Raw genomic sequence first — 13425 nt, forward strand, 5'->3', positions numbered from 1 at the left:
ACCGACGCCAGCGTCGGGGCTGGCGCGTTGTCGCGGCGCTTCATGGTGTGGGTCAGGTGTTCTGGACGTTGTCTTTGGCTTCGGTGCTGCGGTCCTTGACGTCGGCGACGGCGCCTTGGCCTTCGTCTTTGACGTGTTCGGCGGCGTCGGTGGCCGTGGATTTGAGGCTTTCCATGGCGTCCTGGGCGGGCTGCTTGAGGTCCTCGGCCATGTCCTTGGCGGCGTCGGTGAGTTGGCTGGTGAGGGGTTCGGCGGCTGTTTTGAGTTGGTCCGCGGCTTCGCGTTCCTTCTCGCTGGCCGGGATCAGGGACGAGACCAGGAGTCCGGCGCCGAAAGCGATCAGGCCCGCGGCGAGCGGGTTGCCCCGGGTTTTGGACTTGACCTGGTGCGGGGCGTCGGAGATGGCGGCGCCGGCGTCGCTGAGGGTGTGGGCGACGTTGTCGCCGGCCTGGTGCAGGGCATCGCTGGTGTGTCCTGCGCCGGTGCCGGCCTTGTTGTGGACCTGGGTGGTGGCTGTGTCTGCTGCGCCCATGACTTTCTCCTTCATTCCGAAGACGGCGTCTTTGACCTTGTCGGTTTGGCGGTGGACGATGTTGGCCGGGGTGACCTTATCGGCCACGGCGTCCACGTTGGTGCCCAGCCGGGCCCGGGTGGCTTCTATGTCGGCGCGGATAGCGTCGGGGTTTTCGCTCATCGGTTTACCTCACCTGGCTTTAGGGTTGGGGGAATTTCGGAGAGTGTTTCGGTGGTTTGCGGCAGGCCCTTGATCTGTTTGAGTTCCTTGCGGCCCATGCTGGCCAGGACGGCGGCGATGATGCCCCAGAGGACTGCCACGATCACGGCGGCCCAGCCCAGCGGCATCAGCGCGCCGAGGGCGAACATCAGGCCCAGGGAGAGGAAGATCAGGACGAAATGCCCTGCAACCCCTGCCCCGGCCAGCATTCCGGAGCCCTTTCCGGCCCGGGTGGCTGACTGCTTCAGTTCGGCTTTGGCGAGTTCCACTTCCTGGCGCATCAGGGTGGACAGGTCCTTGGTGACATCACCCAGAAGCTCACCCAACGAGGTAGTATCCGCTTTCCGATGGGCCTCACTCGGGGCCGGTTCGGGGATTTGGCTGCTCACAGCTGACGTCCTTCGCCCGGATCGTACGGGTCATCCTCGAACCGCAACGGTGTGTCCGCCGACGTGCCGGCCGGGAGGGAGGCCGTGGACACCGGGGTCCCGGCGCCTACTACGGGCTCGGCGTGAAGGTCAGCGTCGCTACCCGCGGCAACTACAGTTTCCTGGTGCCGCAGTGCAGGCTGCTGTGTTCGACCGGCGACCTGCTGCGCTGGCGTGATGGTTGCGCTGTGGCTTTCTGTGGGTCCGGCGGTGAGTCCACGGGTAAGGCGGCCGGCAAGGATACCGGCGCCCGCTGCCAGCAGCAGGAAGGTGCCCGGCTTGTTCCGGGCGAAGGTCTGCACCTCGCTAAGGAGCGAACCCGGATCCCGGTTCTCAAGCCAGCCGGCGATGGAGGAAGTGCGTTCCGCCGCTTCACGGATGAGGTCAGTGGCCATGCCCTGCTCTCCGGGAGCCTCGGCCATGCTGTGCAGTTGGCTGGAGATGTTCCGGATTCCCTCGGCAGCCTTCTGCTGCTGGGTCCCGGCCTGGCTGGTGAGCCCGGATTTTGCCTGGTTCATCAGGTCCATCGCACTGGACTTGGCCTCGGACGCCACATGGGCGACTTCCTCCTTGGCCGTCTGCGCGACATTCTGCGCCGAATCCGCCGCGGTCCGGGCCACATCAGTCGCCTCATCCTTCGCGGCATCCTTTCTGCCAGCGAAAGCAGCACCTGCCCGTTCGTTGGGTGTTGGGCTGCCGGACGGGTCAATGGGTGCGGGAGCCGCAACATCGGTCCACTGGTTCTCAGTCATGATCGCTCTCTTTCGGAAGTTGCAGCGGGTGCAGAACACACTGCCCACCGCGTTTAGTAAGCATGATTACTAATCAGATACTAAGCACACTTGCTATCAAGTCCGCAAGACTTTTCTTTAGGGACGTCGTGGGGTGGAGAGGTTCGGAGCGGCGGCGCTGGAAGCGCAGAATGTGCTGCCTGCCGCACCTACCCGGCCGCCCTGATCCGCGTTCGCTGATCTCCTGGGCGGGTGGCCGCGCTGTAGGCCCTCACCCATGCCGTCCTGCGTCTGATGTATTTCCGGACCTGATTCCCTAAAGCAGGGGGACGCTCGTGTCAGGACTGCGGGTATCCCGTCTCCACGGCGGGGCGGCACGTCCTGCGAGGTTGTGGATCAGTTGTGGAGATTCACGTTTGGGTGCCGTAGATGAATCTCTTTGCGTGGTCGACTGCTTTGCGGAATGCGTCGTTGCGGAGAGTGATCTGTTCTTCGGAGTTTGTTGCGCCGGCCTCGGTGTAGGCAGTGTGTCCGGGGCGCAAGACCCAGATGTCGCCGGTGGGAGGCAGGTAGAAGACACCGAAGGATCGGTGCTGGGGGTTCTCGGTCCAGACAGGGACGACCGCGACTGCCGCGCCGGTGTCGGGGTTAATCCACTGGGCGCGGGGGAGTGGTTCTTCGTGGACTTCCGGGTCCAGGAACGGGGCTGTTCCCTTACCCCAGCGTTGTTCAAAGCGTTCGTAGAAGGCTGGGAGCAGGTTCTCGTTATAGGGATGCCAGGCGCTCATTGGTGCCCTTTCGCCTTGTTGCAGACCAGGCCGGCATTAATCCAGCATCGCGCCACCCGGTTCAGTAAGAGGAGTGATGATCCCCGGCGTTTGGCGCCGGGGATCATCACGGGGAGTTGGCCTCGGGACCGCGCGTGCAGCGCATTCCGTGGTCCCCTCACGGTGGGGTTAAGCGCTGATTTCCTGGCGCTGATTGGACTCGGAGGCGATTTCGATGCGGCGGGGCTTGGCTTTCTCGGCCACGGGGATCCGCAACGTCAGCACTCCGGCGTCATAGGCTGCTTTTACGGCATCCGTGTCCAGCGCCTCACCAAGGATCAGTTGGCGGCTGAACACGCCGCGGGGACGTTCGGCCGCGATCAGCTCGGTTTTCGCATCGGCAGGGTCTGTCCGCTCCGCCCGGACTGTCAGGACGTTGCGTTCGATGTCGATGTCCACCGAATCGACGGCTACTCCAGGAAGGTCGAAGGCGACGACGAATTCTTCCCCGTCCTGCCAGGCGTCCATCGGCATCGGTGTGGGCCGGGCAGTGGTACCTAGAACCTGCTGGGCAAGCCGGTCGAGCTCGCGGAACGGGTCGGTACGCATCAGCATTGTTTTCTCACTCCTTGCAATCGTTTATTGATCTCAGCTACCAGTCCAACTATCTGTCGTGGCTGGTATAGATTTTTTATACCACTGGGTGAGAAACTGGATCAAGGTCATTTCGGGATTTTTTGGAGGTTTTTGGTGGCAGTGGGTCCAGCGAAAAGCGCCCCGGTCTATGCGATCTCAGTTGCGGCTGAGCTGGTGGGAACGGGGCAGCAGAACCTTCGGTTGTATGAGCGCAAGGGCCTGCTGGAGCCGGGCCGCACGGGCGGTGGTACGCGCCGTTACAGCGAGAATGACCTTGAGACCCTGCGCCGGATCGGCGTACTACTCGAAGAGGGGCTCAACCTGGCCGGCATCCGGCTGGTCCTTGAACTCGAGGCCATGAACAGGCATCTGGAGCATAAGTTGGCCGCCGCACGGTCCGCCGGGTACCGCCGCGACTGACCGGGTGAAGTAGCTCTTTTGGCCCCTTCAATTGCCACGCTTACCCAGAGGTGTCGGAGTACTACAGTTAGTGCATGGCTACCAGCCGCAATCCGCTTGAAGACCTGCGTGGGACCATCGGCCACCTGGCCGATCAGCTCAGGCTGTCCGGTTCAGAGCGCGTCGACGACCTGGTCGGCGACTTAATGGGTTCGAGGCCTGGCCCGGCCCGGCCACTGGCCGAGGTGCAGGCCGAGCTCGATTTACTCGTGGGCCTGGAGACCGTCAAGGAACAAGTTCGCGCCCTCGTCGCGCTGCTCCGGGTCCAGGCCCGCCGCAAAGCACATGGCCTCCCGGAGGTGGCAACATCACAGCATCTGGTTTTTCTGGGAAATCCGGGCACGGGCAAAACCACCGTGGCGCGGCTCCTTGCCGAGATGTACCGCGCGGTCGGTCTGCTGCAGAAAGGCCACCTGGTCGAAGTCGACCGTTCGGGCCTGGTGGGGCAATACGTTGGCGAAACCGCTGTGAAGACCGATCGGGTGATCCGGCGTGCGTTAGATGGGGTGCTGTTCATTGACGAGGCCTATGCGCTGGCCCCGGAGGACGGCAGGATGGACTTCGGCCCCGAAGCGATCGAGGTCCTGCTCAAGCGGATGGAGGACCACCGGCACCGACTGGTGGTCATCGTGGCCGGGTACCCGCGGCTCATGGAGTCTTTCCTGCTCTCGAACCCCGGACTACGCTCCCGGTTCGCCCGCGAGATCACATTCCCCGACTACTCGGTGGAAGCACTCCAGACGATCTTCCACCAGATGCTGGCCCAGCACGAGTACATGCTGGAGCCCGGTGCCGAGCAGATGCTGCGCCGCATCCTCACCGGGCTTCACGCGGGCGAAGACTCCGGTAACGCACGGTTTGCCCGCACGCTGTTCGAGCAGGCGCTTAACCGCCAGGCGCTCCGGCTCTCGCTCGACGAGGAACGAAGTCTCGACGCGCTCGATCGTGAGGCCGTCATGACGCTGACCGCGGACGACATCGTGGGCGCCGCGGTGGCGTTGGGCGAAGTGCCAGAGCCGGAAACGCCGCCGGAACCGGAGCAGTCGCGCTGGTGGCGCTGGCTGGTCTGAGGTTGAACCGGATATCCGGCTGACATTTCGGGCAGCACGTCGCATCTGGACCTGCCGGCTGGCCGGCTCTCCTTCCGACAACCAGGACGAACATACGTTTGAGCATCAGGACAGGCGCACATAACCGGCCTGGCGCAACAGTTTGTAAGGGAACTCGCTCTTCCTATCCGACCGGAAGCTTCTGTCCCGGCAGCCCGGCTGCCCGGCAGCCCGGCCGCGCGGGCAAGGTGCCCCACGACAAAGGCAGCATCGCGATTAAGTCCGCCGATGAGTCCCGAGGCGAACGTGGGCTGCCCGTCCATGGTGCCCGAGAGGCGCGGCAGCCGCACTACGCCAGCCTGGTCCTGGTCCTTAACGGAAATCCGGATGAGGGGTGCCCCGCGCTTGTGGAAGTTGGCGGCCACCCTGCGGGCGGCGGGAGACCCGGTGGTGAGTGCCGAATGGATGAACCGCCAGTATGCGTCTCCGGCGTATCGCAACACGGGGTCAGGCATATGCGGGGTGGGCCGGCCGGCGAGGAAAGTCCGGCGGGTGGCCGCCAACTCCAAGGCAATTTCAGCTCCCGAAGTTCCGGTACCCACGACCAGGCCGTCGCCTTCCGACAGATGGGTTGGGCGGTGGTACTGCGAACTGTGCAACTGGCGGATGCCGGGGTTGATGTCTTTGGACGCAGCCGGGATCCGGGGGAGGGTGTTGGTGCCGGCAGCGACAATAGCTGCAACACTCTCTATCGACAGACTGATACATCAGTAATATACTAGTCCGGGATCTTACGTGGACCCGTGTCCAGCTCGAAGAGGAGTGAAACAGCACATGCAGAAACTCGCCCAACGGCTTGAACGCCTTGGCACCGAAACCGCCTTCAGCGTCGCGCAGGCGGCCGCCGCCTGGAAGGCGAAGGGAAACCTGGTGTACCCCTTCCACCTCGGCGACATCAACATCCCGACCGCCCCGAACATTGTCGAAGCCATGAACCGGGCGATCGCCGACGGGTACACGGGATACTGCCCCGGTCCGGGCATCCCGCAGCTCCGCCAGGCCCTCGCCGAGGACCTCGGAGCGCGGCGCGGGATGGAGTTCTCCCCCGAAAATGTGGTGGTGATGACCGGCGGCAAGCCTGTCATCACCAAGTTCCTGCAGGCGGTCATGAACCCCGGCCAGGAAGTGCTGTACCCGAACCCCGGTTTCCCGATCTACGAATCGCAGATCGAATACCTCGGTGGCACGGCCGTGCCCTACCGCTATGTGCCCACCAGCGACGGGTTTGCGATTGACCTCGACCAGGTCCGCGCTTCGATCACGCCCAACACTGCCGCGATCATCTACAACGACCTTCAGAACCCCATCTCAGCCGAGTCGACCGTAGCCGAACGCGAGGCCATCGCGCAGATCGCCCAGGAGCACGATCTGTGGGTCCTCTCCGATGAGGCCTACTTCGAGACGCGCTACGAGGGCGTCTCCGGCTCCATCGCATCGCTGCCCGGCATGGCGGAGCGTACGGTCATCCTCTACACGTTCAGCAAGAAGTTCGCGATGACCGGCTCACGCCTGGGTTGCGCCGTCGCCCCGCTCGAGATCGCCAAGGTATTGAGCACCCTGAACACCAACGACGAATCGTGCACCACGCATTACGTGCAGTGGGCCGGCATCGAAGCCCTTCGTGGCCCCCAGGACTCGGTCCAGGAAATGCTGGACATCCTGCGGGACCGGCGGGACGCCGCGTGCGGGATCGTCAACGCCATCCCCGGCATGCACGTTGCCGTGCCGCAGTCGACGTTCTACCTGTTCCCCGACGTCACCGAGGCCATGCAGCGCATGGGGTACACGGCTGTGGGCGACTTCGCCGCCGACGCCCTGTACAAGACCGGCGTGTCCTTCTGTACACGTGAACACTTCGGCCGGCGCCTGCCCGGCGAGGAGCGCCAGTACATCCGGCTTGCCTACTCGGGCATTGACGTCGCAGACATTCGAGACGGCCTTGGCCGCCTGCACCAGTGGATCGAGACAGCATGAGCCGGGTCGTCGTCACGGGGCGTATCCCCGAACCTGCGCTTGAGAAACTGCGCGCCGAACACGACGTCGACGCCTGGGCGGGTCCGGAATCGATCGGTCGCGAGGAGCTCCTCCGCCGTGTCGCAGGGGCCGAAGCCATCGTCAGCCTGCTCACCGAGCGCATCGACGGCGAACTGCTCGACGCCGCCGGACCGCAGCTCAAGGTGGTCGCCAACGTTGCCGTTGGCTATGACAACATCGATGTCCCGGCCTGCGCGGCGCGCGGTATCGTCGCCACCAATACCCCCGGCGTGCTCACTGACGCCACTGCCGACATCGCGTTTGGACTGATCCTCATGGCGACCCGCCGGCTCGGCGAAGGGGAACGGCTCATCCGTTCCGGCCAGCCCTGGAAATGGGGAATGTTCTTCCTCCTCGGCAGCAGCCTGCAGGGCAAGACCCTCGGCATTGTTGGTATGGGCGGCATCGGCCAAGCTACAGCCCGCCGGGCCAAGGCCTTCGGCATGGAGATCGTTTACCAGTCGCGCAGCGAAATCGATTCCACGATCGCCGCCGAGTTGGGCGCCCGCCGCATGGACCTTGAGGAGTTGCTGGCCGTTTCAGATATCGTTTCCGTGCACTGCCCCTATGGGCCTGCAACGCATCATCTGATCGGTCCCCGGCAACTCGCCACGATGAAGAGCTCCGCGTTCCTGATCAACACCGCCCGCGGACCGATCGTCGACGAGGCAGCACTTGCACTTGCGCTTCGCGAGGGGCAGATCGCCGGTGCCGGCCTGGACGTCTTCGAAGAGGAGCCCAAGGTCCATCCCGAGTTGCTTGGGCTCGAAAACGTGGCACTCGTGCCGCACCTCGGCTCCGCCACTGTTGAGACACGGACCGCAATGGCCGTACTCGCCGCCAATAACGCACTCGCCGTGCTCCAGGGCGCGGAGCCGCCCACGCCAATCGGCTAGGGGAGGCAGGGACATCCGGGTACTGGCCCCCAAACGGGGGCCGGTACCCGGTTTTTTGAGTCCCGGGCCGGGTCAGTCCAGGTCGAACCGGTCCAGCTCCATAACCTTTACCCACGCTGCCACGAAGTCGTGAACGAACTTCTCCTTGGCATCGTCGCTCGCGTAGACCTCGGCCAGCGCCCGAAGCTGTGAATTCGAGCCGAAGACCAGATCCACCGGCGTGGCAGTCCATTTCACCTCGCCGGTGGCGACGTCGCTGATCTCGTAAATGTTCTCCCCGGCCTCGGAAGCCTTCCACCGTGTCCCCGCTGCGAGCAGGTTAACGAAGAAGTCGTTGGTCAGCACCTGCGGCCTGTCAGTGAGGACGCCGTGGGGCGTGCCGCCCACGTTTGTGCCTAAAGCACGCATGCCTCCGAGCAGTGCGGTCATCTCCGGTGCGGAGAGGCCCAGCAGGTACGCTTTGTCCAGCAGGAGAGTCTCTGGCTGGAGCTTCACTCCGGGGCGTACATAGTTGCGGAACCCGTCCGCCCGCGGCTGCAGGTACTGGAATGACTCGACGTCGGTCTGGTCCTGGGCTGCGTCGGTGCGCCCCGGCCGGAACGGCACGGTGACAGGGAAGCCGGCATCCTGGGCAGCTTTCTCCACGGCCGCACAGCCGCCAAGGATGATCAGGTCTGCGAGGGAGACCTTCCTGCCCCCGGTCTGCCCCGAGTCGAACTTTTCTTTTACAGCTTCGAGGGCCTGCAGCGCCGCTGCCAGCTCGCCGGGTTCGTTAGCCTCCCAGCCGCGCTGGGGTTCCAGCCGGATCCGTGCGCCGTTGGCGCCGCCGCGTTTGTCGGTTTTGCGGAAGGTGGCAGCCGCTGACCAGGCCGTGCCGGCGAGCTGCGCAACGGACAGCCCGGCGTCCAGAAGCTGGGCCTTAAGGGCGCCGATCTCCGGTTCGCCGATCAGCTCATGGTCAACCGCCGGCACCGGGTCCTGCCAGAGCTGCGCTTCCGGAACCCAGGGCCCGAGCAGCCGCGGGCTGACGGGCCCCATGTCACGGTGCAGCAGCTTGTACCAGGCCTTGGCGAATGCGAGTGCGAACTCGTCAGGGTTCGCGAGGAACCGGCGGGAGATCTTCTCGTAGGTCGGGTCGACGCGCAGGGACAGGTCGGTGGTGAGCATTGTTGGCAGGTGCTTCTTCTGCGGGTCGTGGGCATCCGGGATGATTTGTTCCGCATCTTTGGCCACCCATTGGTTGGCTCCGGCGGGACTCTTGACGAGTTCCCACTCGTGGCCGAACAGGATCTCGAAAAACCGGTTGCTCCACTGGGTGGGTTTGTCCGTCCAGGTAACTTCCAGGCCCGAGGTGATCGTGTCGGAGCCCTTGCCTGACCCGTAGGTGCTGAGCCAGCCCAGGCCCTGGGCTTCGAGGTTGGCAGCCTCGGGTTCGGCGCCAACGTTGGCGTCCGCGTCCCCGGCCCCATGGGTCTTTCCGAACGTGTGGCCGCCAGCGATCAAGGCGACAGTCTCCTCGTCGTTCATCGCCATCCGCTTGAATGTCTCGCGGATAAACGCCGCGGCCGCAGCCGGGTCCGGGTTACCCTTGGGCCCTTCAGGGTTGACGTAGATCAGGCCCATTTCCGTGGCTCCCACATCGTCGGCCATCCGGCTTTCGTCGATGTAGCGTTCGTCGCCCAGCCAGGCGTCTTCCGGTCCCCAGAAAATCTCCTCCGGTTCCCAGACGTCATGCCGCCCGAACGCGAAACCGAACGTCTTGAAGCCCATCGACTCAAGGGCAACGTTGCCTGCCAGGACCAGCAGGTCGGCCCACGAGATCTTTTGGCCGTACTTCTGCTTCACCGGCCACAGAAGCCGCCGGGCTTTGTCGAGATTCGCGTTGTCAGGCCAGCTGTTGAGGGGCGCGAACCGTTGACTGCCATCGCCTGCGCCGCCGCGGCCGTCCTGGATGCGGTATGTGCCCGCGGCGTGCCAGCTCAGCCGGATCATCAGGCCACCGTAGTGGCCGAAGTCGGCAGGCCACCACTCCTGGGAAGTGGTCAGAACCTGGATGATGTCTGTTTTGAGGGCTTCGACGTCGAGTTTTTGGAACTCCTCCCGGTAGCTGAAAGACGGGCCGAGCGGGTTGCTGACAGGGGAGTGGGCGTGGAGCACTGTGAGGTCCAGCTGGTTGGGCCACCAGTCTGCAACCGTCCGCGGCCGGTGCGCTTTGGGCTGCGGCGCATCGATCGCAGGGTTCTCGCTCTCGCTGCCGGACGACGTTGCGTTGCCATGGATAACGGGGCACCCACCCTCGGCCTTGGGGTCCATGCCCGGGGCGCTTTCCGGGGTGGGGGCCTGGGGCTGGTCCTGATGATCCGTCATGTGCTTCCTTCCATATGGCCGAGGCCAAGGTCGGACTCGGGCAGCCGGTCTAACCTTCCTATTGGACCACAGCAGGGCGTTCCGGGAGACCGCTATTTTTGGCGCCGTGCTGTCTCAGGCAGGGTAGACGGTCACGGCGGCGGCTTTGATGACGAAGTAGACGGTGCTTCCCGGCGTGAGGCCAAGGTCGGCCGAAGCAGCGGGGGTGACGTCGGCGGAGAGGTTCCCGGCCCGGGCCCGGATCAGGTCGCCGTGGGGTTCGAGGTCCGTAATGGTCACTTGGAAGGCGTTCCGGGGGCTGCCGTGTTCCGCCGTCGGATAGATGGAGACCGCAGCGGGCGGGAAAGCCGCAACCCCCGGGCTGCCGGGGGTGGTGTTGCCGTCCAGGTGCCCGGCGATGTGGCGGCCGTCGTCGCTGGCGAGGCCGTCATCGGTGATGGTCCCCGTCAGGAGGTTCAGGCCGGCCAGGCCCGCGGCGAACCGGCTGCGGGGTTTTGCCAGGACGTCCCGGGTGGGCCCCTGTTCGGTGATGTGGCCGTTTTCGATGACAATGACGCGGTCGGCGAGCATTAGGGCGTCCAGTACATCGTGGGTGATGATGATGGCTTTCCGGCCGGCAAGTACGCGTTTGAGGAGTCGGCGCAGCAGCGGGGCGGCGTGGATGTCGAGTGCGGACATGGGCTCGTCGAGGAGCAGCAGGTCCGGGTTGGTGGCCAGGGCGCGGGCCACGGCGATCCGCTGTGCCTGGCCGCCGGAGAGTTGCCCGGGTCGCCGCTGACCGAACTCCGTGGCGTCGACTTCGGCCAGCCAGTGGTCTGCGGTGTGGTGGGCTTCCCTGCGGGACGCGCCTGTTGCCCGCGGGCCAAAGGCCACATTCTCCAGGACGCTCAGATGCGGGAAGAGCAGCGGCTCCTGGGCCAGGAGGGCGGTGCCGCGCTGGTGCGGAGGGGTGAACACGCCGGCATCGGTGTCGAACAGTGTTGTGTCGCCGAGTGCGGATCTGCCCGTGTCGGGGCGGAGCAGCCCGGCGATGATCCCCAGGAGCGTTGACTTCCCGGCGCCGTTGGGCCCAAGGATCGCGACGGTCTCAGTCGCTCCAAGGGCGAGGGAGACATCGAAATTGCGGGCAGGCAGCGTCGCGTTCAGCTCGAAGGTCATGGGCTGGTTGCCTCCTTGGCCGGTAGCGGACGGGAACGCCGATAGGAAAGCCCGACGACGGCCACCGCCACGGCGACCAGGACAAGGGAGAGCGCAACGGCGGCGTCGGCGTCGGTTTCGCGTTGCAGGTAAATTTCGAGCGGGAGGGTCCTGGTGACCCCCTGCAGGCTTCCCGCGAAGGTCAGGGTTGCGCCGAATTCGCCGAGGCAGCGGGCGAAGGACAGTACGGCACCTGACGCGAGTCCTGGCAGAACGAGGGGGATACTGACCCGGCGCAGGACCGTGGTGGGCCGGGCGCCGAGGGTGGCGGCGACCGCTTCGTATTTGGTCCCGGCAGTACGAAGGGCTCCTTCGAGGCTGACCACCAAGAAGGGGAGGGCCACAAAGGTCTGGGCCAGGACAACGGCCGTGGTGGAGAAGGCAATCTGGATGCCGGCCACTTCGAGGGATTTCCCCAGGAGCCCTTGGCGGCCGAAGGTGTAGAGCAGGGCGATGCCGCCCACCACAGGTGGCAGCACCAGCGGCAGCAGCACAAAAGCACGCAGCAGGCGTTGCCCGGGGAAGCTTCCGCGGGCCAGCACAAGCGCGAGTGGAACGCCGAGGACAACGCACAGCGCGGTGCTGGTTGCCGAGGTGCGCAGGCTCAGGCCCAAGGCCGTGAGCGAGGACTCGGACGTAATGAGTGGGATGAACTGGTTCCAGTTGACCTTTGCCACCATGGCTGCCAGCGGCAGCAGGACAAAGAGCGCCCCTGCTGCCGCGATGGCGTAAATCCACGGCGGGACCCCTGTGTAGCCGTTCCGGCTGCGTGATGGCATCCGCTGGGTTACGGCGTTCCGAAACCGGCGTCGGTGAGGACCTTTTTGCCTTCAGCGCCGATCACTGCGTCGATGAACGCCTGGGCCAGTTGCTTGTTTTTGCTCTCCCCGACGGTGGCGATCGGGTAGGTGTTGACGGCCTTGTCCGATTCTGTGAACGGGATGCCCTTGACCTTGTCGCCCGCGGTTTTGACGTCCGTGACGTAGACCAGTCCGGCGTCGGCTTCCTGGGAAGTGACCTTCCCGAGGACATCGGTGACGGAGGATTCCTCGCTGACCGGGGCCAGGCTGGTGCCGGTCGCCTTTTCGATGGTTTCGGTGGCGGAGCCACAGGGTACCTGCGGGGCGCAGACAACAACCCTGATGTCTGGCTTGGCCAGGTCTGCGAAGGAGGTGATGTTGGCTGGGTTTGATGGCGGGACGGCAATTTCGAGGACGTTGGTGGCGAAGTTGGCCGCTGCGCCGTCGATGAGCTTCGCGTCGGACAACTTGGACATGTTTTTGGTGTCCGCCGAAGCGAAGACGTCAGCCGGGGCGCCCTGGGTGATCTGGGTGACCAGGTCGGAGGAGCCCGCGAAGTTCAGGGTGACTTTGGTGCCGGGGTTCGCTGCTTCGAATCCGGCGGCGATTTTGGTGAAGGTTGCCTTCAGAGACGCTGCTGCGAACACGGTGACGGTGCCCGAAAGCTTGGCCGTTTCGGTGGTGCCGGGAGTGCTGGTGGTTGACGGTGGGGCGTTGCCGCCACCGCAGGCCGCCAGGCCGGCGGTGAGGGTCCCGGCAGCCAGGAGGGCCGGGATGGTCCCGCGGGTGATCCTCATATGATGCTCTTTCCTTGGGGTGTTTCGACGATGACTGTGGTGGCCTTGACCACGGCCGTTGCCACTGAACCAAGTTCCAGCCCGAGTTCACGGACGGCTTCGCTGCTCATCAGGGATACAACCCGGAAGGGCCCGCACTGCAGTTCCACCTGCGCCATGACCTTGTCGGCCGTGATTCCGGTGACCAGCCCAACGAACCGGTTGCGGGCGGAACGGCCGATGTTGGTGGGGTCATCCGGAAGCTGGGCCTGCTCCCGGGCCAGCTGGGCGAGTTCGAGTCCGTCCACGGCCAGGCGGCCGGAATCGTCCTTGTGGGGCGAAAGGGTTCCGTTGTCCGTCCAACGCCGCACGGTGTCGTCGCTGACACCCAGGAACCGTGCTGCTTCAGCGATGCGTATTCTGGTCACAAGGCCACAGTAGTACCTCATCTGCGGATCAAAGCAACGCAGCGGGACGCATATTCAATTGTGA

Annotated in this window: 14 protein-coding genes; 4 read left to right on the top strand and 10 right to left on the bottom strand. The window is 64.8% G+C overall.

What is annotated here, in order from left to right:
• Window positions 1-52: 52 nt before the first annotated feature.
• From ACRB8A_RS08550 to ACRB8A_RS08570, 5 genes are all read right to left on the bottom strand, one after another.
• On the bottom strand, window positions 53-694 hold the full coding sequence (locus ACRB8A_RS08550; RefSeq protein ID WP_432245967.1) for a DUF3618 domain-containing protein: 642 nt from the start codon (window positions 692-694) through the stop codon (window positions 53-55).
• Window positions 691-1122, bottom strand: a complete 432-nt coding sequence (locus tag ACRB8A_RS08555) for a phage holin family protein (protein WP_432245968.1) — start codon at window positions 1120-1122, stop codon at window positions 691-693. Before ACRB8A_RS08555 ends, ACRB8A_RS08550 begins: the two co-directional genes overlap by 4 nt.
• Window positions 1119-1913 (bottom strand): hypothetical protein, encoded by a 795-nt coding sequence (locus ACRB8A_RS08560; RefSeq protein ID WP_432245969.1) that lies wholly within the window; start codon window positions 1911-1913, stop codon window positions 1119-1121. The genes ACRB8A_RS08555 and ACRB8A_RS08560 overlap by 4 nt, the downstream gene beginning before the upstream one ends.
• A 389-nt stretch (window positions 1914-2302) precedes the next feature.
• Window positions 2303-2680, bottom strand: a complete 378-nt coding sequence (locus ACRB8A_RS08565; RefSeq protein ID WP_050685218.1) for a hypothetical protein — start codon at window positions 2678-2680, stop codon at window positions 2303-2305.
• Window positions 2681-2848: 168 nt separating this feature from the next.
• Entirely contained in the window at window positions 2849-3274 is a 426-nt protein-coding gene (locus ACRB8A_RS08570) for an Hsp20/alpha crystallin family protein (RefSeq protein ID WP_050685217.1), read from the bottom strand.
• 135 nt (window positions 3275-3409) lie between these two features.
• Here ACRB8A_RS08570 and ACRB8A_RS08575 point away from each other — a divergent pair, with 135 nt between their 5' ends.
• The 4 genes from ACRB8A_RS08575 (at window position 3410) to ACRB8A_RS08590 (ending at window position 7793) form a co-directional block, all read left to right on the top strand.
• Window positions 3410-3715 carry a MerR family transcriptional regulator gene (locus ACRB8A_RS08575; RefSeq protein ID WP_082178258.1) on the top strand — a complete coding sequence of 102 codons (306 nt, stop codon included), beginning with the start codon at window positions 3410-3412 and terminating at the stop codon, window positions 3713-3715.
• A 74-nt stretch (window positions 3716-3789) separates the two neighbouring features.
• Complete coding sequence (locus ACRB8A_RS08580) at window positions 3790-4824, top strand: AAA family ATPase (RefSeq protein ID WP_432245970.1); 1035 nt, start codon at window positions 3790-3792, stop codon at window positions 4822-4824.
• Between the two features lie 813 nt (window positions 4825-5637).
• Window positions 5638-6837, top strand: a complete 1200-nt coding sequence (locus ACRB8A_RS08585; protein ID WP_050685214.1) for a pyridoxal phosphate-dependent aminotransferase — start codon at window positions 5638-5640, stop codon at window positions 6835-6837.
• Window positions 6834-7793 carry a 2-hydroxyacid dehydrogenase gene (locus ACRB8A_RS08590; protein WP_056599812.1) on the top strand — a complete coding sequence of 320 codons (960 nt, stop codon included), beginning with the start codon at window positions 6834-6836 and terminating at the stop codon, window positions 7791-7793. Before ACRB8A_RS08585 ends, ACRB8A_RS08590 begins: the two co-directional genes overlap by 4 nt.
• Window positions 7794-7865: 72 nt before the next feature.
• Here ACRB8A_RS08590 and katG read toward each other — a convergent pair whose 3' ends face one another.
• From katG to ACRB8A_RS08615, 5 genes are all read right to left on the bottom strand, one after another.
• Entirely contained in the window at window positions 7866-10160 is a 2295-nt protein-coding gene (gene katG, locus ACRB8A_RS08595) for a catalase/peroxidase HPI (protein WP_432245971.1), read from the bottom strand.
• Window positions 10161-10274: 114 nt separating this feature from the next.
• Window positions 10275-11318, bottom strand: a complete 1044-nt coding sequence (locus ACRB8A_RS08600) for a sulfate/molybdate ABC transporter ATP-binding protein (protein WP_432245972.1) — start codon at window positions 11316-11318, stop codon at window positions 10275-10277.
• Complete coding sequence (locus ACRB8A_RS08605; protein ID WP_285240247.1) at window positions 11315-12136, bottom strand: ABC transporter permease; 822 nt, start codon at window positions 12134-12136, stop codon at window positions 11315-11317. The genes ACRB8A_RS08600 and ACRB8A_RS08605 overlap by 4 nt, the downstream gene beginning before the upstream one ends.
• 8 nt (window positions 12137-12144) lie before the next feature.
• Entirely contained in the window at window positions 12145-12954 is an 810-nt protein-coding gene (gene modA, locus ACRB8A_RS08610; RefSeq protein ID WP_432245973.1) for a molybdate ABC transporter substrate-binding protein, read from the bottom strand.
• Complete coding sequence (locus tag ACRB8A_RS08615; protein ID WP_050685229.1) at window positions 12951-13361, bottom strand: TOBE domain-containing protein; 411 nt, start codon at window positions 13359-13361, stop codon at window positions 12951-12953. Before ACRB8A_RS08615 ends, modA begins: the two co-directional genes overlap by 4 nt.
• Window positions 13362-13425 lie beyond the last annotated feature (64 nt).

It is taken from the genome of Arthrobacter sp. G.S.26 (genome assembly GCF_050847375.1).
Lineage (GTDB): Bacteria > Actinomycetota > Actinomycetes > Actinomycetales > Micrococcaceae > Arthrobacter.